Origin of the sequence: Paenibacillus sp. PK1-4R, from assembly GCF_030369595.1 — a bacterium.
Taxonomy (GTDB): domain Bacteria; phylum Bacillota; class Bacilli; order Paenibacillales; family Paenibacillaceae; genus Paenibacillus.
In genome coordinates, this window is the sequence record NZ_CP126535.1 from 2,215,450 (window position 1) to 2,238,142 (window position 22,693).

Genomic DNA, 22,693 nt, shown 5'->3' on the forward strand with positions numbered 1-22,693 from the left:
TTGGAGGGAGGATTATCATGGCTAAGGAAACAATAGCGTCAGTTAACCGGCGAAATGATATTATCTCTGCAGCAATTGACGTCTTCGCGGAAATTGGCTATTATCGTGCGACTACAGCTCAGGTGGCTGAACGGGCACAGATCTCACAGCCGTATATATTTCGTTTTTTCAAAACAAAAGAAGCTTTATTATTAACTGCAATTGAGGTCTCATGGACACGGGTGATTGATTCGTTTCGAATTGTGGTGGAGACGGCGACGCCAGATCAGTTAGAGAATGATCTCATAGAAGCCTATGATAAGATTCTGGAATCGCACAAGAGCGAAATCTTGCTTCAGATGCAGGCGCAAACGATCCGGGAGGAAGTCATTCGTCAGGCCATGCAAAAAGGCATTAGTGATGTACGAAGTATGGTACTGGAAGCTTTCACCGTTGCAGGAATGGCTGAACCGCTGAAAAGAACCATGATTTTTCTGGCAATCGGGATGTTGTGTAATGTATCTAATGCACTGGATATGCCGGAGCTGAAGGAACGATAGAGGGGGAGGGAAAGTCCCTTTTTGAATTTTAGTTATTGATCAATCACTAATTATGGTTTATATTGTTTTCAGGTAAGTAATTGATCAATAACTAAATGGGTGAGAGAGGTTGATATATGATGAAAAAAGCTATTGTGATTGGAGCCACAGGTGGAACAGGTGCAGCGATTACGGAGGAATTGATTAGACGAGGGATTTCTACGATCGCATTTGGGCGCTCCCGTCAAAAACTGGAGCAGCTTGCGGTAAAATTGGGATCTCCGGATCACCTGTTAATCGGAGTTGGAGATGCATTTCGGTCGGATGATATTATTGCTGCTACACAGGAATGCGATGTCATATTTCATTGTGCGAATGTCCCTTATAACGAGATGGAGAGCAGGCTGATTCCGCTCGGCGAATCCGTGATGGCGGCAGCAGAACACTTGGGTCTGAATGTGGTGGTAATAGACGGAATCTACCCTTATGGCAGAAGACAAATGAAGGAAGTAACCGAAGAACATCCGAAACAGCCACATACCCGCAAAGGCAAGACACGACTTGCATATGAACAGATGTTATTCAGCACAAGATGGACCAGAGCTCAGGTGATGATTGTTCGCTTGCCAGACTATTATGGCCCATCGGCCAATCAAGCTTCCTATCTGGGTTCAACACTTGAAGCAATAGCAAAAGGAAAGATGGCTTTTTTTATCGGGAATATGAAGGTACCCAGAGAGTACATCTATTTACCGGATGCTGCGGTCATGGTGGTGGAGCTGGCAAGCAGAGAGAAGACGTATGGACAGAACTGGAACATTCCTGGATCGGGGATCATCTCGGGTCATGACATCGTGCGATTGGCACAGAAGGCTGCTGGAAGAAGCAAACCTGTGATGGCGTTAGGAAGAGTGGGATTGTCTTTGATTGGACTAGGTGTACCCGTTATGAAAGAAATTGTAGAGATGTTATATCTGACCGAGGAACCCCTGATCTTGAGTAGACAGAAGTATGTGGAACGGATTGGCCCAGTTGTGGCAACATCTTTTGAAGAAGGAATTAAGTTGACGATTAAGGAGTTGGAGTTGCGGGGGGAGTAGAGGGGAATATATTTTTTTGGAGAAAAGTAATTGATTGATCACTAACTTTGAAGGTTTCATAGGTATATTCAATTGGGGGCGCACAAAGCTAGTCCGGGGCATAGAGTGTACTATTGTAAAATGCGGGGATTTGACGTGGTGTACAAGGAGGGGGGATTTTCTTGTGAGCGGTATGTCCAAAAGGAAACGCAAAATTTCCTCAATCAGTACAGGTAAACGGAAAGCAAAAAAAGCAAAAAAACACTCTATCCCAAAGAAGAAGAGTAAGTCTTGTAAGAAAAGCAGACGTAAATGCAAAAAAAAGAAAAGTCACAGGATTCCTTTCCTTCGCGGCCCACGGGGTTATCGGGGAATGAGAGGATACACGGGAGCAACAGGTGCTACTGGGTTAACCGGAGCTACCGGACTGATGGGCACGACAGGTGTGACTGGAACTACAGGATCTACAGGTCAGACCGGTCCAACGGGTGAAGCGGGAGCAACTGGATCTACAGGAAGCACAGGAGTTACAGGTGCGACTGGGACTGGATCGACTGGAGTCACAGGAACAACCGGCGCAACTGGAAATACCGGATTTGGTGTTACAGGCATGACCGGGGCTACAGGAAATACAGGTATAACCGGCTTTACGGGCAGCACCGGAGTTACAGGTCCAACTGGAGTTGCAGGATTAGCTGGGGCTACCGGGTTCACTGGAGCAACTGGTCCAACTGGAATTGGTGTGATGGGACTAACAGGATCTACTGGTGAAACAGGATTTACTGGAGCAACGGGCTTAACAGGACCGACTGGAGTAACCGGTATTACTGGATTCACAGGGATCACGGGCGTGACTGGAGTGGCGGGAATTACCGGTTCGACTGGTGTGACGGGACCAATCGGGGCTACTGGAGCAACAGGCATAACCGGTACTACAGGAGCTATGGGTCCGGCTGGTGTAACGGGACCGACAGGGACTACAGGCGAAACTGGGATTACAGGTACGACCGGCTCAACCGGTGAGACTGGTTTGACTGGATCTACTGGAGAAACAGGTATCACCGGAGTTACAGGCGCTACAGGATTTACTGGGGCGATAGGAGCAACGGGAAGTACGGGTCCAACTGGAAATACTGGCATAACCGGCACGACAGGGATTACAGGTGCGATCGGCGCAACTGGTGCCACTGGGGGGATTGGGTCTTCGGGAGTTACTGGAATTACGGGTGTAACCGGATCTACTGGAAGTACTGGTGAGAGTGTGACGGGAGCAACTGGCGAAACAGGCACGACAGGCATCACTGGCGTTACTGGAAATACTGGTGCTTCAGGGATTACTGGATCTACGGGCAGTACAGGTGCGACCGGCACGACTGGTTTGACAGGGTTCACCGGAGCGACAGGAAGTACTGGTGAGGCGGGGCTAACAGGAGTTACAGGTACGACTGGTCTAACGGGACCCACCGGGGTCACTGGTGAAACAGGACCAACAGGTACAACCGGATTGACTGGCGTTACTGGAATTGCGGGCACAACAGGAACGACTGGAGTGACCGGTGCAACAGGTATTACTGGATTTACAGGTAGCACAGGTGCGATCGGAGCAACTGGTGCCACTGGCACAACCGGAGTCACAGGTACGACTGGTGTGACAGGACTCACTGGGGATATAGGAGTAACGGGAAATACCGGTGCCACTGGAGAGACGGGTCTATCAGGGATCACCGGCACGACAGGTGAGACAGGACCGACCGGCGCTACTGGAGAAATAGGAATTACAGGTACGACAGGTACAACCGGAGTTACAGGTGCTACAGGATCTACTGGGGCAATAGGGGCAACGGGAAGTACAGGTTCAACCGGCGTTACTGGCATAACCGGCAATACTGGTGTAACAGGAGCCACAGGAATTACTGGTGCAACTGGAACTACTGGAGATACCGGTCCAACAGGGGGAACCGGAATCACCGGTGAGACCGGAGCCACAGGGATTACAGGTACAACTGGACTAACTGGCTTTACTGGAACCACGGGTATCACAGGCGTGACCGGAGCTACCGGACTGACTGGTGTCACTGGGGAAACGGGTCTAACAGGATTCACAGGCACGACAGGAGCGACGGGACCGACTGGGGTGACTGGAGCAACTGGAGCAACCGGGGCCACTGGTGTCACTGGAGAGACGGGTCTAACAGGAGGTACAGGTGCAACTGGTATTACAGGTCCTACGGGTGCGACGGGAACAACTGGTGTTACAGGTGCAACCGGAGTTAGTGGCACAACAGGAATTGCTGGTGTAACTGGCGCGACAGGACTCACCGGAGCTACTGGCATAACCGGGGTCACTGGCGAAACAGGGCCAACCGGTTCGACTGGCTTAACTGGCGTTACGGGTACAATTGGTGTGACCGGTGCAACAGGCCTCACTGGAGAGACCGGAGCTACTGGAGATATAGGTCCAACAGGGGTCACAGGTGCAACCGGAGTTAGTGGCTCAACAGGAATTACTGGAGCAACCGGAAGTACGGGTGCTACAGGAAACACCGGAACGACGGGGATTACGGGTACCACCGGAGCTACTGGCGTCACTGGAGAGACGGGTCTAACAGGAGGTACAGGTGCAACTGGTATTACAGGTCCTACGGGTGCGACTGGAGAAACAGGAAGTACCGGTGCCACAGGAGTAACCGGCGCAACCGGAACAATTGGTACAACTGGAGAGACGGGGCTAACAGGGGTGACAGGTACGACTGGAGTTACTGGTATAACCGGTCCGACAGGCACTACTGGACTAACAGGGATTACTGGTGAAACAGGACCAACAGGTACGATTGGGGCAACGGGTATCACGGGAGTTACTGGTGCAACCGGAACTACTGGAGCTACAGGTCCAACAGGGGTGACAGGTACGACTGGTGTGACGGGATCAACTGGAGAAACAGGGTTCACAGGACCAACCGGTGCGACCGGAGCCACTGGGGTCACAGGGGAAACGGGTACGACTGGAGCAACGGGAAGTACGGGTACTACGGGAGCTACTGGTGTAACAGGCATAACTGGCATAACTGGCATAACTGGCATCACAGGGGAAACAGGTCTAACAGGAATCACTGGTCCAACGGGTATTACTGGTGAAACAGGAATAACCGGCACAACTGGCCAAACTGGTGAGACGGGTCTAACAGGGGTCACAGGTACGACTGGTGTGACGGGACCCACCGGGGCTACTGGAGCAACAGGAACCACGGGCATTACAGGAGAGACTGGTGTAACAGGCGCAACCGGTACGACAGGTGTATCGGGACCCACCGGAGCCACTGGCATAACCGGCATAACCGGAACTACGGGTATCACAGGTGTGACTGGAACAACCGGAGCTACTGGCGTAACGGGCACAACTGGCATCACAGGGGAAACAGGTCTGACAGGAATCACTGGTCCAACTGGAGTTACCGGATTAACTGGAGCAACAGGAAACACGGGCATTACAGGAGAAACGGGTGTAACAGGCGTTACAGGTACGACAGGTGTAACGGGACCAACCGGTACGACTGGTGTGTCAGGTCTGACTGGGGTAACAGGAGCATCGGGGAGTACGGGTATCACAGGAATCACTGGCGCCACCGGGACGACCGGTATTACGGGATTTACGGGCAGTACCGGTGCGACGGGAGCAACTGGTGGCACTGGGGAGACGGGACCCACTGGTTCCACAGGACCAACCGGCACGACTGGTTTAACTGGAGTTACGGGTACAACCGGTGCGACCGGAGCCACTGGGGAAACAGGTATAACAGGGGGTGCAGGAACGACTGGGGCGACCGGATCTACGGGAGTTACTGGAGTAACCGGCACGACAGGTACAACCGGAGTCACAGGTACGACTGGTGCTACAGGGGCCACCGGTCCAACGGGTATTACTGGTGAAACAGGACCAACCGGCACGACCGGCGTAACTGGCATTACGGGTGTGACTGGAGCTACTGGAATTACAGGTGCCACCGGCACAACTGGCGTAACTGGTGTTACGGGTACAACAGGTACGACTGGAGCAACAGGAACCACGGGTATTACAGGAGAGACGGGTTTAACAGGCGTAACCGGCACGACAGGTGTAACGGGACCGACCGGCGCGACCGGAGCAGCTGGGGCTACAGGGCTCACAGGTGTATCAGGAGCCACAGGCACAACAGGAGTTACAGGTATAACTGGCGCGACCGGAGCAACTGGAGAAACAGGAATAACGGGAGCTACTGGTTCTACAGGTGCAACTGGGGTCACTGGGGTTGCCGGAGCTACTGGAACTACTGGGGTTACAGGCATCACAGGTCCAACCGGCCCGACTGGACCAACTGGTGCTAACGGACTTACAGGAGCTACCGGCATAACTGGTGTAACTAGTGCAACCGGAGCTACGGGAGCAACAGGAATTACAGGAACAACAGGGGCCACGGGATTGACAGGAGCCACTGGACCAACCGGCCCCAATTTTGCAACACAAGGGTTCTCGGCCTTCCTGGCTACACTTTCGACAGCAACGAGCGCACAGTTAACCAACTGGACGACAACGAGTCCTTATTACGGTAATGCCAACTTCAATGCAACAACAGGAAATTATACGGTCCCGGTGACAGGGAGATATTCCATTGTGGCCACGATCAATTATGCAACGACCGCAGCGATCGCCCTATCACTGGGTGCTGGAGTTAACCCAGCCTTTCTAGTCCAGAGGACATCACCGACAGTTACAACGCTAGTTAGTGGTTTATTGCCCGTACTCAATATAGCAGTTACACTACTAACACTGCGGGCAGTGCTGGGAAGCGGTGCAGTTACTTTGGCGGTAGAAGTGGCATTGAATGCGGGAGATGTGATTGGACTGTTCTATGCTGCAAACGGGCTGACGATTACGTTGAATCTGGGCAGTGGTGCTACAAATGGCATTGTGTGGTCTGTGCATGAGATCACCTAAACACTTCTCAACGGATTGCGCCTATGGACAAATTCGTAAAGTTGTAATAAGTTAGTTTGAAGATATTCGAAATATCTTCGGAAATTGGACTAACAAGTGAGGTGGATTACATGATTCCTATTTTGGGACGCATCAATGAATTAAGTCGAAAACAACGCAGCAGCGTGGGCTTGACAAAAGCAGAAAAAAGCGAGCAGCAGGAGCTTAGAAAACAATATTTGCAGGCTATTCGAGGTCAGGTACTGACAACCATGCTGGCAGTATCCGTTGTGGACCCACTGGGGCATGATGTGACCCCTGAGAAATTAACCAATGAAAAATTGCAGCGCCGTGAACAAGCCGGCCAATAGCATTCCTTTAATAAGACAGACCAAGGTTACATCTTGGTCTGTCTTTTTTTTCTGCAAATCATTCGTTCAGCACGAACTGCATCAAAAATCTAGTTCGGATTTCGTGCGAATTAACAAGCATGTTAGATATTTTTAGTGTTGATGACAATAAAGCTACCGCGAACTTCAAATGATCTCTGATAACTCATATAATAACGCTAATATATTTCAGAAAACAAACAAAAAGCACAATTCCCCTCAATATAACTGACAAAAAACTCACATCAAATAATTAAAGAAAGACTAGTTCATATATGTATCTCGAAAGGGTTGATGAATCATGAGTCTGGAGGCTTTGAATGAACGTGTGAAGAAAGATCTAGCTTATTTGTCATTTGGTGGCGCGAATTGGGTGCGTCCAAGAGAACATGCGGATGGTCATGTCTATGATGTTGTCATTGTGGGCGGAGGCCAGAGTGGATTAGGGGCGGCATTTGGACTTCTTCGTGAACGGATCTCCAATATTGTCGTCATTGACGAGAATACATCGGGGCTTGAGGGACCTTGGGAGACATATGCGCGTATGGTTACTTTGCGTACACCCAAGCATCTGACTTCCATCGATCTGGGGATCCCCTCGTTAACCTTTCGCTCATGGTGGGAAGCACAGGTTGGGCCCGAAGGTTGGGAAGAGGTAGACAAGATCCCGCGTGGAGACTGGATGAATTATTTGCGCTGGTATCGGGAAGTATTGAAGCTGCCTGTGCTTAATGAGGTGAAATTGACACTGGTTGAGCCAACAGAGGACGGAATACATCGACTTCATGTGAACAAGGCAGGAACTCAGATGGATGTTATACTTGCTCGCAAAGTAGTGTTTGCTACGGGAATACAAGGTGGTGGAGAGTGGCATGTGCCATCCATGATTGCGGATAGATTACCTCGGGATCGGTATGCCCATACGTCGGAAGCGATTGATTTTGATCGGTTAAAAGGTAAAAGGGTTGCTGTGCTTGGCGGCGGCGCTTCTGCTTTTGATAATGCCAGTTATGCGCTTGCCACTGGTGTGGCAGAAGCTCATGTATTTGTGCGGCGGGAACAGCTGCCTAGTGTTAATCCTATTCGCCAGATGGAACAATCCGGTATGATCGAGCGATACCACGCTCTTCCGGTTGCTGATAAATATGAAGTGATCTCTCATTTCTTCAAATTCAATCAACCGCCAACCAACGATACGTTTAATCGTGCGGCAGCTTGGCCAGGATTCGAGCTGCATCTGAACGCTCCATGGCTGAGTGTAGAAGCGACGGACCAAGGCGCGATTGTGCATACCGCACAGGGAGCATATGAGTTTGATTTTCTAATTATTAGCACAGGTCTTCTCAGTGATCCGGCACTCCGTCCTGAACTGAAGCTTGTGGAGCCATACATCGCGCGCTGGGAGGACTGTTACCAGGCTCCGCCAGAGCATCGCAATGCGTTGCTGGACGCACATCCATACCTGAGTTCCGGGTTTGCAATGACAAGCAGGAGTGAACAGGGTGAGAAGCAGTTGCATGGACTGTTTGTATTCAATTACTCTGCACTTGCCAGCTGTGGTCTGTCGGCATCGGCAATATCGGGAACCAAGAGCGCGGTGCCCAAACTGGTCTCTGCCATAGCGGATCAGTTGTTCCTCGATGATCGGGAGGTTATTTTGCAACAATTCTATGCATATGAAGAACAGGAATTTACGGCTACGTGGGTGAAAAGTGGTGCCCTCGCTGAGTAATCGCACTCTATAATATTGTGAACGTGTGGCATCTGTTGCTGCACGTTTTTTTGTTTTTCATATGATGAAGGTTACACTTGCCTTTAATTTGTTGTAAAATGTCGGTTGGAACATGTTAAAGGCAGGGATAATAGATGAATGAAATGAACTATGAACAATTTAGAGCCCATTTGAAGAAAGCGTCACGTAAACGGAATGTACCTTTGATTAAGATCGTTGCATTTCAAGAGAAATACATGAAGATTGAAGAAGTTCAATTTTACGATGTGGAACAAAATCATATGAGTGTTCAGGCCTGCAATACGTTGTGGATGCATCTGGAGAATAAATCTTTCCGTAATATGGTGTCCCAACATTTGCAGTTTTATAGAGACATGGAGAACCTGGGTCGGCATTCTTTTGAGAATCTGATCAAAGAACTATATGATACGTCTGTTCCTGTGCTGCTCGATTACAACCCCGCTCATTATTACACCTCGGGGCAGCTCGCTGAAATTTTGGCCATGGATGAGGAGAGGCTGATTGAACAATTGGAGATGGGCCGCTTCAAGGGGGCTTTTATTAATGAAGATGGAAAATGGCTTAAACCCAAACCGGATGCAATGTTTGTAGATTCATAAACGTCATAAAGTTCCCATGATAAGCAAAATCCTGCAACGCCGCGCATCAAGCGCTGGAGGCTGCAGGATTTTTAATGGAGACACGAAGGGCAAGGAATTGCAACTTTAAGAACATGAAGTAAGTCAGGTTACCACCATTCGATAAAATAGGGACTAAAATATCAGATGTGCGTTCAGGCGTCAGAGAAAGGGACAATTGGACAAGGAAATAAGTCGAAAGATGCGTGTTTTTGAATGTTTTTAAATTATTTTGAATGAAAGTGGTTGTTTTTTGAGTGGATTATGATACTATAGAAGCAGTTGGAGGAATGAAGATGCTGACTGAAGAACGATATGCTGCAATTATAGAGCGCTTACATTTACAGGGAATTGTGAAGTTACAAGAGCTTGTTGATGTGTTGGGTGCTTCTGAATCAACGATTAGGCGTGATTTGATTGATCTGGAGAGTCGTCAGATGCTCAAACGCATCCACGGCGGTGCCGCACTGGTGAATGAAAAAACGCTGGAACCGGGCATGGAAGAAAAAACGTTCAAAAACATTCAACAAAAAACGACGATTGCCCGTTTGGCTGCACAGGAGATCGAAAATGGCGAATGCATCTATTTGGATGCAGGAACGACAACGTTAGCCATGATTCCTTTTATTGAAGCTAAGGACGTAACGGTTGTTACCAACGGACTTTCACATGTTGAAGCTTTGGTAAGCAAACGTATTCGCAGTTATTTGCTTGGAGGTATGATGAAAATTCATACAAAAGCAGTCATTGGCAGTATCGCATTACAGAACATGGATAATTTCCGTTTTGATAAATGTTTTCTTGGAAGCAACGGAGTAGATCCCGAAATGGGGTATACAACACCGGATCCAGAGGAAGCCTTGATTAAAAGGCGTGCACATCAATTGTCGGGAAAATCTTATGTGCTGGCTGATTCCAGCAAAATAGGGGAAATTACTTTTGCCAAATTGTTTGATTTGGAGGAGGCCGATTTGATTACCGAGCAGATGCCAGAACACTGGCGGCCTGGAATCGCCCAGAAAACTAAAATAATTGAGGGATAACGATGATATATACGATAACACTTAACCCGTCCATTGATTACATCGTGGAAATTGATGAGCTGAAGCTTGGCGGATTGAATCGAATGAATCGGGATTTGAAGCTCCCTGGCGGCAAAGGCATTAATGTCTCTCGCATACTGAATCAACTTGGAGCAGATAACACGGCCATTGGTTTCCTTGGTGGATTTACTGGACGTTTCATTAATGACAAGTTGCAAGAAGATAACATTCGGACAGACTTTGTCACGATTGCAGACGATACTCGCATTAACATCAAGCTGAAGCATGGAGAAGAGACAGAGATTAATGGTCTTGGACCTGCAATAAGTGCAGAAGAGGCAGAGCAGTTGCTTCACAAATTGTCTTCGTTGGAAAAAGGAGATATTGTCATTCTCTCCGGAAGTGTACCGCCTTCACTTGGAACGGATTTTTATGATCGTCTCATTAAAGTCTGCAAGCAAACGGGTGCTGAATTTGTGATTGATACAACTGGCCCTGCGTTAATGGAAGCTCTTGAACATGCACCATTGCTGGTGAAGCCAAATCATCATGAACTGGCTGAACTGTTCGGTGTAACGATTGATACTCGCGAGGAACTGGTGTTATACGGGCGTAAGTTGCTGGAAGCCGGTGCCAAACATGTGTTGATCTCCATGGCAGGTGAGGGTGCATTATTCATTACCAAAGCGGAAGTTCATCATGCGAATGTGCCAAAAGGCATTGTGAAAAACTCGGTTGGTGCCGGTGACTCCATGATTGGCGGATTCGTAGGTACCTATGTACAGAGCGGAGATTTGCTGGAAGCTTTTCGCACAGGGGTTGCATCTGGAAGCGCGACTGCGTTCTCGGATGATCTGGCAACACGTGAATTGATTGATGAATTGCGCAATCAAGTAACCATTACGACAATCTAGTCTAAAGGCCATATAAAAGGTTTTCATTGTAATTGTAATGTAGTGAGGCCTGCCTATGCAGGCCGACTGAACTTAAGGGAGTGTACCAAGATGAGAATAACAGACTTGATGATCCAGGAAACGATGATCATGGACCTGCAAGCCACAACCAAAGATGAGGCTATTGATGAACTAATTGCAAGCCTGAACCGAAGCGGACGAATTAATGATCCGGTCCTGTTCAAGGAAATGATCTATAAAAGAGAAGCTGAGTCCAGCACGGGGATTGGTGGCGGAATTGCAATGCCACATGCCAAAACAACAGCGGTGAACGAACCAACAGTTGTATTTGCCAAAAGTAGAAAAGGGCTTGATTTTGAAGCGTTGGATGATCAGCCAGCTCATGTGTTCTTCATGATTGCAGCTCCAGAAGGCGCAGGTAATACCCATCTGCGTACGCTTGCAGCTCTTTCCAGGTTGTTGATTGATAGCGATTTCATCTCACAATTGATGAGTACAGATACACCTGCCGAAGTTAGTGCCTTGTTTGATGCCAAACAGGCAGAAGCAGCGGTGAAGGAAGCAGCCAAAGAAAAAGCAAAAGCTGAAAAAGCAGCAAATGTTGCATCCACTTCTACTACTGGTCAGCAACAGAATACCTCTGGTGTGATTGTAGGTAATGCAAATTCGGAAGATTTTGTTGTTGCGGTTACAGCCTGTCCAACTGGTATAGCGCATACGTTTATGGCTGAAGATGCACTTAAAAAGAAAGCTCAGGAAATGGGCATCAATATTCGCGTAGAGACAAACGGCTCTGAAGGAGCGCAGAATGTTCTGACTGCTGATGAGATCGCTCGGGCTAAAGGGGTTATCGTTGCCGCAGACAAAAATGTGGAGATGGCACGTTTCGATGGCAAACCGGTATTGCAAAGACCGGTGAGTGATGGAATCCGTAAATCCGAAGAGCTGATTCGCAAGGCCGTTAACGGTGATGCACCGATCTATCGCAGCCAAGGCGGAAATGCCAAAGAAGAGGGCGCAAGCGGTGGCAAAATCAGTGTAGGTAGCAAAATCTATAAAGATCTGATGAATGGTATCTCGCATATGCTGCCATTCGTTGTAGGTGGCGGTATCCTGCTAGCAATCTCCTTCTTGTTCGAACAGCTTGCTAGCCCTGAGAATCCGATTGTGCAACTGCTTCAAACGATCGGTGGCGGAACAGGTGCATTCCACTTCCTGATTCCGGTACTTGCCGGATTTATCGCGATGAGCATTGGTGATCGCCCGGCCCTGATGCCTGGTATGGTCGGTGGATTGATGGCGGTTAACTCAAACGCCGGTTTCCTTGGTGGTTTGGCTGCCGGTTTCCTGGCGGGTTATGTAGTTATTGGTCTCCGTAAGTTGTTCAAAGGATTGCCAAAAGCGATTGATGGCTTGAAACCAATCTTGCTGTATCCGGTATTTGGTTTGCTGATCGTGGGTGCCATCAGTTTCTATGTCTTTGATCCAATCTTTGGTTCCCTGAACACATGGCTTGTAGATGCACTTGGTAACTTGGGTACAGGTAATGCGGTATTGTTGGGCTTGTTGCTTGGCGGTATGATGTCCATCGATATGGGTGGACCGTTCAACAAAGCGGCTTATACGTTCGCTATCGGCGTATTCACATCCAGTGGTAACACAGACGGTGCATGGATGGCAGCGGTTATGGCAGGCGGTATGGTGCCTCCTCTGGCGATTGCACTTGCAACAACGTTCTTCAAATCCAAATTCACAGAGCAAGAACGTAAATCAGGCCTGACTAACTATGTACTTGGATTCTCTTTCATTACAGAAGGTGCAATTCCATTTGCTGCGGCTGATCCATTGCGTGTATTGACTTCTTGTATTCTGGGTTCCGCTGTTGCTGGCGGATTGACACAACTGTGGAGCATTAATGTACCAGCTCCGCACGGCGGGATTTTTGTTGCAGCACTGGCGAACCACGCATTATTGTTCCTGCTCGCTGTTGCGATTGGTTCTGTGATCTCCGGTCTGATTCTGGGACTGTGGAAGAAGTCACCAACGCTTGTGAAGTAACAAATATAAGAAACATCTCCTGGGTGAAACTCACTTGGGGGATGTTTTTTATTTCAGCTTTTTCGTCAGGTAGTGGAAAGTTGCCTCCGGATTTGTGTAAAATGCTTATTTAGATTTTACATTCATGTGTGGTAAACTAAATATAATTATATTTTGAAACTATGTTTCGTCTAATGAAACTTATGCAGGAGGAATTGGAATGTCTGATGTAATTAAAAGTCAGGTGCAGAAGCAGTTTGCGAAAAATGCAGGAAAATACGTGACGAGTGCGGGGCATGCCAAAGGTGAGGATCTCGCGTTGCTCGTGGCTTCATCTCAAGCCACTCCGGATATGAACGTGCTGGATATCGCCACTGGAGGAGGGCATGTCGCTAATGCATTGGCTCCACTTGTTCAGCGGGTGACAGCCCTCGATCTAACGGAGGAAATGCTTCAGGCAGCTGAACGATTTATCCAGGGGAATGGACACGGTAATGTAGATTTTGTTGCCGGGGATGCAGAGAAGCTGCCGTTTGATGATGATATCTTTGACCTTGTAACCTGCCGAATCGCTGCTCACCATTTTCCGGACGTTTCTTCGTTTGTTCATGAGGCATTACGAGTTATGAAGCCCGGTGGAAGGTTGTTATTCATTGACAACGTGGCACCTGAACGTGATGAGAATGACCAGTTTTACAATGAAGTGGAGAAGTGCCGAGATGCAAGCCATGTTCGAGCATGGCGCAAGACAGAATGGATTCATATGCTGGAGTATGCCGGCTTCCGAATGGAAACGATGGTTTCCTTCCAGAAGCGCTTTAAGTTTGAAGAGTGGTGTAACCGTGCAGCACTGCCGGAACGGGAGAGAAGGGAACTTGAAGCGAGCATGTTGAGCGCACCATCCATCATCAGAAAATTTTTTAATTTTGAAGTGACAACGAACGGGAAGCTCGACAGCTTCCAAGGAGAAAGTGTGTATATCCAAGCGATTAAACCAACTCATGTCTGATTAGGTAAAACAAATGATTTAGCTGAGCAGTTTATGAAAGAGTTAATGGATGAATGTCGATAAAATAAAACAAGCAGAGTACCTTGAACAGGTAGATCTGCTTGTTTTATTTTGCATATTTATAATCAAAGCAACGGTTCAGGGTTTTAGTATAACTTTGGTGCACTCGTCTTCATGATCGTTGAAAATGCGATACGCATCGCTTGCATTCTCCAGTGAAATTCGATGGGAGATGATCTCCGTTGGATCAAATTCACCAGCAGTGATTTTGCGGAACAATTCAGGCATGTAATGTATAACAGGAGCTTGTCCCATTTTAAGATTGATATTGCGTTCAAACAGGTTGCCTAACGGAAACATGTTGTAGGAAGAGCCGTATACACCCGTAAGTTGGAGTGTACCGAATTTGCGGATTGCTTTCATGCCGATTTCGATCGCACTCAGTGAACCGCCATGAAGTTTTAGCTTCTGTCCGATCTCCTCCAGCGTGGTTTTTTTACCATCCATACCTACACAGTCGATAACAACGTCGGTTCCGCCTTGTGTAATCTCACGAATGTGCTCACCCATATCATCGTAATCTTCGAAATTAAAGATCTCTGCGTCATTCAAACGTTTGGCTTTCTCCAGTCGATAGGGCAGGCGATCCACAGCAATAACGCGTTTGGCACCTTTCATCCAGGCGAACTTCTGCGTCATCAGTCCAATGGGTCCACTACCGAGTACAGTGACCGTATCTCCCGGTTTAACCCCGGCATTCTCGACGCTCCAGTAAGCCGTTGGAAGAACATCGGACAGGAACAATAAGGCTTCATCTTCCAGTTCACAGGATTCCGGAATCACAAACGGAGTGAAGTTCCCGAAGGGAACACGCAATAATTCAGCCTGACCTCCGGGGTGATTTCCGTAGCGTTCGGTGAACCCAAAATAACCACCTGTATGAATATCCGGATTGCCATTGGAATTATCGCACTGGCTCTCCATGTCATGATTGCAATAGAAGCATTCACCACAAGCGATGTTAAAAGGCAGGACCACACGGTCCCCCTTCTTCACACGTGTCACTTCCGGACCTACTTCTTCCACAATGCCCATCGGTTCATGACCGATAACATAATCTTTGGCAGCAGGCAGAGCTCCCTGATAAATATGCAAATCGGATCCACATATAGCTGTGGAAGTAATACGAACGATAATGTCATCCTTCTGTTGCAGTTGGGGATCTTCAACCTCTTTGACTTGAATGTCCTTTATTCCCTGAAACGTAACGGCTCTCATCTTTCATATTCCTCCTTATATAGTGGGATTCTCTGACAATTACCCCATTTCAGCATAAATGATAGATATACATATTAAATTAAACGACAGGCCATTTTATTTTACGCAAGGCATCGAGTAACTCGGGTGGCGCATTCAGATTGTCACGGACCAGATCCCGCGGGGTTAACGCCATCCACTGATTCAGCGATACATCCTCGAATCGATCACTTCGGAATATCTCCAAAAACCATAAAGTGTCTGTGCCGGTATTCTGTATATAGTGTCCCATAGCGACAGGAACATATCCGACATCTCCAGCCCGATAATCAAAGGTACGAGCAATGCCATTGCCTCCAAACACTGTCATTCTTCCTTGTCCTGTCAGATAATATTGCCATTCATCCGCATTGGGATGCCAGTGCAGCTCACGCATGGCGCCAGGTCGGATCTCAACAAGTGCTGCTGCAACGGTAGTTGAGATGGGGAAGTTGGTGGAGTCGACAATCCGTACGCTTCCGCCGGGTGTGATGAGTGGTTCTTGGGCCAGCAATCGGTGTTTGAATGTGAGAGGAACGGTGCCGTATGGGGATTGAACTTCCTGGCTTTCGATGGAACCCGGGACGGTATCTTGGAAAATGTACACTTGTTCCTTCGGCATCGACTGAAAAGCGGATTCGGGCACGCCGAAATTGACAGACAATACCTCTGGTGGGGTATGGGCAAACCAATCCGATATGGATAACGTATTCAGATCGGAGAAGGACCCGTCATCAAACACAAGCAGAAATTCACAACCATCCTCCAGTCCCTGAATGGAATGGGGTAGACCTTTAGGAAAAAACCACAGATCACCGGGCCCGACATCCGCAATAAAATTACGTCCGTTCTGATCTACCGAAGTGATTCTTGCCGTTCCCCAGATCATATAGGCCCACTCGGATTGTTGATGCCAGTGCAATTCCCGTACACCTCCCGGTGTCAGGCTCATGTTCACACCAGCCAGTGTAGTGGCAATAGGGAGATCCCGTACGGTGATTTCACGTGACCAGCCCCCATGGTTCAATTGCATATGTGTATCGGAAAAAGACACTCTCAGATTGGGCAATAACCCGTTATCGGTTGCCGGAGGTACCAACATATCGGGGTTTTGTATATCTCTCATGACGTCTCTTGGTCCCAGATCAGGTCCACCAGCGCCATCACTGCGAATGGGTTGCGGGATGATAAATGGTTTTTCGTTAGGTTGCTGTCCTTTAGTCATTAGGTAATCCCTCCAGATTCAATAACATGTCACACGCGACATTGTATCGTTATGTTTACACCTATGAATCAGGGCCTGGATAATATGAGGGACAAACGAAAAATAAAGACGTGACCGCATGCGGTCACGTCTTTATACGGATGTGAGAAAGTCGAAAAATCCATGAATCCGGTTATCGAATCAAATGAAGGCAGAATTCCAGATCGAATTGAAGATGATCTTCAATGAGGAAAGGCACTGATAATATAGTGCCCAACATCCATCATGGTTAAGATGGGTTGGTTGTGGGCTTTCCAGACTTCGTTGTACGAAAACGCTGCTCATAAATCTCGTTTACCCGGTGGAGAACAGCAGGGCCTTGCTCTGTAAAACGAAGTGCTGTCGCTTTATTTTTCACCAGAAATGTACCGGATTCATGTCTGGTGGGTGATAAAGCCGCACTGTAGAGTAATGAAGCGCCATGACTTGGATGGGGAAAGAACCATTTCATAATGGGTTTGATATAGAAGGGCAGGCCGGATGTTTTGTTGCCCCTTAGCGTATTATTTCCACCGGGATCTACGCTTAGCAGTTGTATGCCATTCGCTTTGGCAGACTTGGCAACCTCACGTGTCCACAGAGATAGACCGAGCTTCGAGACAGCATAGGGACCAAACAGCTTTTTGAATTCAGCTGGACGTTCCAGGATGTTTAGATCAAATTGTTTGACCATACTGAACGCGGTGGTGGAAGTATTGACGACTGTTTTCATCTGTCCTTTAAGCAATAGCTCCACTAATTCCATGTAGATGATGTAAGGGACTACCGTCTGAAGTTCAAAGTGCAGTTCATGCCCCTGATCAGAGAAACGAAGCTCCGAAGCGCTGCCACCCGCATTGTTAAACAAGACATCGATCGAATCGGTATCGGATTTAATCTGATCCAGTGCAGTTCTCAGACTGTCGTAGTTGGTCAGATTAGCCTGAACCCAACGAAGCTCTCCTGAACGTAAGGCGTTCTGAATATCGGTATCCTCGGCTGGGAAAGCAGAACGGTTGAGGCCGATTACCTGCCATCCTTCAGCCAGTAACTTGCGTGTCAGTTCAAGACCAATTCCTGACGTTGAACCTGTGATGAGAGCGGTGCGAACCTGATTTTGTATATTCATATATACCTCCAGATAGAATGGGATTACAGAACGAATCTGTATGCTGCGCTCATTCTATAACTTGGAGTCGACTCCAAGTCAAGAGGTGTTGGGATTGAATGGATCATGCTTGACTTGGAGTCAGCTCCAAGTTGTAATATGGAGAGAAATGAATGTGGAGGAGGCCCATATGATGAGCGAGAAAGAAGTATTCTCCATTAAAGAAACGTCAGAACAGGCCGGATTATCGGAAGATACAATTCGTTATTATGAGAAGATTGGGTTGCTTCCCCGAGCGGAACGCAAAGCCAATCGCCATCGGGTATATCGCTCGGAGGATATCCATACGATGAAGTTGATCACTTGCCTGAAAAAAACAGGAATGTCTCTGGAGGAAATGAAGCCTTATTTACAAATGTCCATGGATTCCGATCTCGCAGATTTCCCGGATGAACGGGAGATGCTGGTGAATCACCGAAAGAAAGTTGAAGCACAGATTGCTTCGCTACAGCAAGTCGTTGATTTTATCGATGAGAAGTTGGAGAAACGAAGTATGTATCCTGATGAATGTCCTATTACCAGGGAGAACCAGTTGTCTGTTTTTGAAAAACAGAACATATTCTCTTGATGGCGCTGCTGCCTATTTAAAACTGAAAACCCACGTCATGATGACGCGGGTCTTTTTGTTGTTTCTAGTTTTAAATATCGAGTGTATGACGAAGTCGTTTGATATCGCTTTTGGGAGGGAGACCATACATGCGGGCATACTCCCGGCTGAATTGAGACGGACTTTCATAGCCAACCTGGAACGCAGCGTCGGCGGCATCGGTTGAACCTGCAAGCAGCATTCGCCGGGCTTCATGCAATCGAATTTGTTTCTGGAATTGCAAAGGGCTCATGGCGGTAATGGCTTTGAAATGATGATGTAATGAGGAAGAACTCATGTTGATCATGGCAGCAAGTTGCTCAATCCGAAGTGGCTTGGCGTAATCGGATTGGATGACTTCGATCACCTCGGCGATGTGCTGTGCATGACTGTCCTGAATCGCAAACTGCTTGATGGAATGTCCATGTTCATCCTGAATAATACGATATAGAATCTCGCGGATAAACATAGGGGCAAGGACGGGAATGTCTTCAGGTGTATCCAGCAGCCGAACCAATCGGATCACAGCTTCAAGAAGGGAAGGTTTGGTTGAACTAACAAACAGTCCTCTTCGTGTTGAATGGTCAGGTTTGGGTTGTGCAGAAGGCGTATCCTGAATCAGATCGAAAATCTGTCCTGAATCAAAATCGAGTCGAATACATAGATAGGGATGTTTGATTGTAGCCTTTACAACCTGCCCTGAAATAGGCAAGTTTACGGAAGCTACCAAGTATTGTGACAAGTCGTAGGTGTAGCTCTCGCGGCCGAGTATAACTAATTTGGAACCTTGGGCGACAATGCAGAGGGCAGGCTGATGAACGGAATATATGGGTTGTGAGATCTCGGAGGCACGGATTAAGGCAAGGGATGGAATTGCTGTTGTATGTATCCCATCATTTGGGGTGAAATGCTCAATAAGTTGAGCCAATTGTTGCTGCTGCTCCGTGATGCCCGTATCCGTTTCATTTGTTTTGATAAGCATGAATGGTAGCCCCCCTTGTAAACCGCTATTACTATTATTTTAAAATGCTCTGGAGGAATAGGCAAGAATACTGTGGGATTTTTCTATCGCACAACGACTGATCCTCTACATAATGGAGATAAGCAACGGAATCTTTTGAAGCAGAGAGGAGTGAGAAACGATGGGACGCAATTCAATGGGTGACCAACAGGAACCAAAACACCCGTATGTGGGGATGTGGGTCACGAAGGATGGATATATCAGACACGAACTTCTTCCTTGCGGTAGATATGATGAAGCGAGAGGAGATCGGCAAAGTGCATATCAGGGTCGCTACTTTGTTCATGAGAAACATATAGAATACGTGGATGATACGGGATTTACAGCGGATGGAGACTTCAGGGGCGGCGTTTTGTATCATGCAGGCATGGTTTTGTATAGAGAAAATGTACAATAACAACCAAATAAGGAGCGATTTAATATGTCCAATGTAAAAGGGAAAGTTGTTGTCATTACCGGTGCGAGTAGTGGAATTGGTGAGTCAACAGCTCGATTGCTTGCACAGCATGGAGCACACGTAGTTATTGGAGCTAGACGTATGGAACGTTTGGAGGCATTGGCCTCCTCGATTCGTATGGAAGGCGGATCGGTGGAGTATCATTCGCTGGATGTTACCAGATTGGAAGAGATGCATACGATCGTTGACCTCGCTCAAACTCGCTATGGACGTGTCGATGTTATTTTAAATAACGCTGGAGTCATGCCGCTATCTCCCCTTGAATCGTTAAAAGTAGATGAGTGGAATCGCATGATAGATGTTAACATTCGTGGTGTTCTGCATGGCATTGCGGCTGGACTACCCGTCATGAAAAAGCAGGGTTTCGGCCAGTTTATTAACATCGCCTCTATTGGAGCCTATGCCGTGTCACCAACGGCAGCGGTGTATTGTGCAACCAAATACGCGGTCCGCGCCATCTCGGAGGGGTTGCGACAGGAAGTAGGCGGAGATATCCGTGTAACCCTTGTATCACCGGGCGTGACGGAATCGGAACTCGCGGATACGATTTCTGATGAAGAAGCACGTGATCTCATGAAAGAGTATCGGCGCATATCCATTCCCGCCTCGGCGATTGCGCAAAGTATCTTGTATGCCATTAGCCAGCCGGCAGAGGTGGACGTAAATGAGATTGTAGTCAGACCGACAGCAAGCATGGCTTAAGCTTGGATCCTCTTTTGGTATATAATAGGTTCAATTGATACGAAAAGAGGAATAGTGCAGTGACATTACAACAACTAAAATATGTGATCGAAGTTGCCACGCGCGGTTCCATGAATGAAGCAGCCAAGAGGTTGTTTATCTCGCAACCCAGCCTTTCGAACGCCATTCGGGATCTGGAGCAGGAGTTGCGAATTACTATTTTTGAACGTACCAATAAGGGGATATCTCTGTCTAAAGAAGGCGTTGAGTTTCTGAGTTATGCACGTCAGGTGGTAGAACAAGCTGAACTGCTGGAGAATCGTTATCTGAACGCCAAGCCATCCCCTCAGCACTTCTCCGTATCGACGCAGCATTATGCGTTTGCAGTAAATGCCTTTGTTCGTCTGGTACAGCAGTATGGTCAGGATGAATACGAGTTGGCGCTTCGGGAGACAAAGACCTACGAGATTATTCAGGACGTGAAAAGCCTGCGGAGTGAAATTGGCATCCTGTATTTGAATGAGTTCAATGCCAAGGTCATTAACAAATTGTTAAAAGATGCGGGATTGGTTTTCACGAGTTTGTTCATAGCCAAGCCCCATATCTTTATCAGTGTGAAGAACCCGCTGGCGAAGCAGGAGTCGGTTGCAATCGAGCAACTGCAGGATTATCCGTACTTGTCATTTGATCAGGGGGAGTACAATTCCTTTCATTTTTCCGAAGAAATCCTAAGTACGTTATCTCACCCCAAAAGCATACAGGTTAATGACCGCGCAACATTGTTTAACCTGTTGATTGGTCTGAATGGTTATACGATCTCTACGGGTGTACTTAGCGCTGATCTGAACGGAAACGAGATAATTCCTGTACCGCTGGAATGTGAGGAATCGATTAATGTAGGGTGGATAAGCCACAAAAGTACTTCTCTCTCTAATCTGGGCGTAGCATATGTCCAGGCTCTGCATGAGGCCATAGGGTCTTAGTGGTGTTGTATGGTTCATCAAAAGGCCGTTTCCGAATGATCGGAACGGTTTTTTTGTTGTACTACGATCTTTCAAGTATAGGGTGGTATGTTGTCATCCCGTGTAATAGAATGAAGGTATATGTCGAATAGGTGTGAAAGCACGAAGGGAGAACGGTTAGTGAGAGTTCTGTATCGAAATAAAAGTGAACAGCATGAGCTGACGGTATATGATACCAAAAAGCTTTATGGAGAGAAGGGCCGGTTTCGTGTATTAGAATTCTCCAACGCAGCTGTGCAGGGAGCCATGGATTTGGATGAGCCTAACCGGATGGTGTTGGAGTATCCGAGAGCGATGGTGCATCTAATGGAACGGAATGATCCTGAGTTTGATACCGTATTTGTGGTGGGACATGGTATTGGCACATTGCCAACCTACTTGTCTGATCGTCAGGTAAAGGTGGCTGAGCTTGACGCAGAGGTCGTGGAGTTGAGCCAAACCTTTTTTGGATATGAGGGAAGTCCTGTGCTCATTGGGGATGGTCGTGAATTATTAGGCCAGGAACCCGCTGCGACATATGATTATATTATTATTGATGCCTTTACGGCAACGGGTACACCCGAGCAGTTTATATCCAGTGATTTTTTTGCCATGGTCAAGGACAAGCTGGACTCGGACGGAGCTGTGATCCTTAATGTGTTTGGGCGTGCGGGCAACGATCGGCTTGTCAATGCGATCTATACGACACTTCAGGCACAGTTTGTCTATACACGTGCATTCGCATTACCTACAGAAACAGCGGATGAAGTTCAAAATCGCATTTTAATGGGTAGTCATCACCCGATCGAATTTCAGGTTCGTCAGATGGCAGGGTTTGTTGAACAAGAGCCAGAAGAAGGATATATCATTGTCGATTAGGGCGATCCTGAACAGTGATTCTTCCAGGGAAAGTAAAATGTCATTAAATCG

At 47.6% G+C, this 22,693-nt stretch carries 19 protein-coding genes; 15 read left to right on the forward strand and 4 right to left on the reverse strand.

The features are described from left to right. Positions 1–17 precede the first annotated feature (17 nt). The 10 genes from QNO02_RS09670 to QNO02_RS09715 all read left to right on the forward strand — a co-directional run bounded on the left by QNO02_RS09670 (position 18) and on the right by QNO02_RS09715 (position 14,310). On the forward strand, positions 18–539 hold the full coding sequence (locus QNO02_RS09670) for a TetR/AcrR family transcriptional regulator (protein ID WP_206105726.1): 522 nt from the start codon (positions 18–20) through the stop codon (positions 537–539). A gap of 119 nt (positions 540–658) precedes the next feature. Next, positions 659–1,618, forward strand: a complete 960-nt coding sequence (locus QNO02_RS09675) for an NAD-dependent epimerase/dehydratase family protein (protein WP_289392728.1) — start codon at positions 659–661, stop codon at positions 1,616–1,618. Between the two features lie 352 nt (positions 1,619–1,970). Then, positions 1,971–6,569, forward strand: a complete 4,599-nt coding sequence (locus QNO02_RS09680) for a beta strand repeat-containing protein (protein WP_502921860.1) — start codon at positions 1,971–1,973, stop codon at positions 6,567–6,569. Between the two features lie 110 nt (positions 6,570–6,679). Continuing rightward, a complete protein-coding gene (locus tag QNO02_RS09685) occupies positions 6,680–6,919 on the forward strand; it encodes a DUF896 domain-containing protein (RefSeq protein ID WP_047842338.1) in 240 nt (79 codons plus the stop codon). 319 nt (positions 6,920–7,238) lie between these two features. Further along, complete coding sequence (locus QNO02_RS09690) at positions 7,239–8,669, forward strand: NAD(P)-binding domain-containing protein (RefSeq protein ID WP_289391897.1); 1,431 nt, start codon at positions 7,239–7,241, stop codon at positions 8,667–8,669. Between the two features lie 134 nt (positions 8,670–8,803). Beyond that, positions 8,804–9,289, forward strand: coding sequence for a hypothetical protein (locus QNO02_RS09695; RefSeq protein WP_091032345.1), 486 nt, complete (start codon positions 8,804–8,806; stop codon positions 9,287–9,289). A gap of 314 nt (positions 9,290–9,603) precedes the next feature. Next, positions 9,604–10,350 (forward strand): DeoR/GlpR family DNA-binding transcription regulator, encoded by a 747-nt coding sequence (locus tag QNO02_RS09700; protein ID WP_017689448.1) that lies wholly within the window; start codon positions 9,604–9,606, stop codon positions 10,348–10,350. A gap of 2 nt (positions 10,351–10,352) precedes the next feature. Beyond that, positions 10,353–11,264 (forward strand): 1-phosphofructokinase, encoded by a 912-nt coding sequence (pfkB, locus tag QNO02_RS09705; RefSeq protein ID WP_091032342.1) that lies wholly within the window; start codon positions 10,353–10,355, stop codon positions 11,262–11,264. A gap of 90 nt (positions 11,265–11,354) precedes the next feature. Further along, on the forward strand, positions 11,355–13,322 hold the full coding sequence (locus QNO02_RS09710) for a PTS fructose transporter subunit IIABC (RefSeq protein ID WP_289391898.1): 1,968 nt from the start codon (positions 11,355–11,357) through the stop codon (positions 13,320–13,322). A 199-nt stretch (positions 13,323–13,521) separates the two neighbouring features. Beyond that, the gene (locus QNO02_RS09715) at positions 13,522–14,310 is read left to right on the forward strand and encodes a class I SAM-dependent methyltransferase (protein ID WP_133384211.1); all 789 of its coding nucleotides are present in this window, start codon (positions 13,522–13,524) and stop codon (positions 14,308–14,310) included. Positions 14,311–14,448: 138 nt separating this feature from the next. On the opposite strand, the gene QNO02_RS09720 is transcribed toward QNO02_RS09715, so the two are convergent. From QNO02_RS09720 to QNO02_RS09730, 3 genes are all read right to left on the reverse strand, one after another. Continuing rightward, a complete protein-coding gene (locus tag QNO02_RS09720; RefSeq protein ID WP_091032336.1) occupies positions 14,449–15,588 on the reverse strand; it encodes a zinc-dependent alcohol dehydrogenase in 1,140 nt (379 codons plus the stop codon). A gap of 79 nt (positions 15,589–15,667) precedes the next feature. After that, a complete protein-coding gene (locus QNO02_RS09725) occupies positions 15,668–16,831 on the reverse strand; it encodes an oxalate decarboxylase family bicupin (protein WP_289391899.1) in 1,164 nt (387 codons plus the stop codon). 268 nt (positions 16,832–17,099) lie between these two features. Then, positions 17,100–17,978, reverse strand: a complete 879-nt coding sequence (locus QNO02_RS09730; RefSeq protein WP_133384213.1) for an SDR family NAD(P)-dependent oxidoreductase — start codon at positions 17,976–17,978, stop codon at positions 17,100–17,102. Positions 17,979–18,147: 169 nt separating this feature from the next. On the opposite strand from QNO02_RS09730, the gene QNO02_RS09735 reads away from it, so the two are divergent. Next, positions 18,148–18,585, forward strand: coding sequence for a MerR family transcriptional regulator (locus QNO02_RS09735; RefSeq protein WP_091032328.1), 438 nt, complete (start codon positions 18,148–18,150; stop codon positions 18,583–18,585). Between the two features lie 70 nt (positions 18,586–18,655). Here the strand turns inward: QNO02_RS09735 and QNO02_RS09740 are convergent, their stop codons facing one another. Then, entirely contained in the window at positions 18,656–19,585 is a 930-nt protein-coding gene (locus QNO02_RS09740) for an AraC family transcriptional regulator (protein ID WP_289391900.1), read from the reverse strand. 160 nt (positions 19,586–19,745) lie between these two features. Here QNO02_RS09740 and QNO02_RS09745 point away from each other — a divergent pair, with 160 nt between their 5' ends. From QNO02_RS09745 to QNO02_RS09760, 4 genes are all read left to right on the forward strand, one after another. Next, positions 19,746–20,021, forward strand: coding sequence for an Atu4866 domain-containing protein (locus QNO02_RS09745; RefSeq protein ID WP_289391901.1), 276 nt, complete (start codon positions 19,746–19,748; stop codon positions 20,019–20,021). A 24-nt stretch (positions 20,022–20,045) separates the two neighbouring features. Further along, complete coding sequence (locus QNO02_RS09750) at positions 20,046–20,783, forward strand: SDR family oxidoreductase (protein WP_091032323.1); 738 nt, start codon at positions 20,046–20,048, stop codon at positions 20,781–20,783. 59 nt (positions 20,784–20,842) lie between these two features. After that, positions 20,843–21,745 (forward strand): LysR family transcriptional regulator, encoded by a 903-nt coding sequence (locus tag QNO02_RS09755; protein WP_091032319.1) that lies wholly within the window; start codon positions 20,843–20,845, stop codon positions 21,743–21,745. Positions 21,746–21,904: 159 nt separating this feature from the next. Next, positions 21,905–22,642, forward strand: coding sequence for a spermidine synthase (locus tag QNO02_RS09760; RefSeq protein ID WP_133384215.1), 738 nt, complete (start codon positions 21,905–21,907; stop codon positions 22,640–22,642). Positions 22,643–22,693 lie beyond the last annotated feature (51 nt).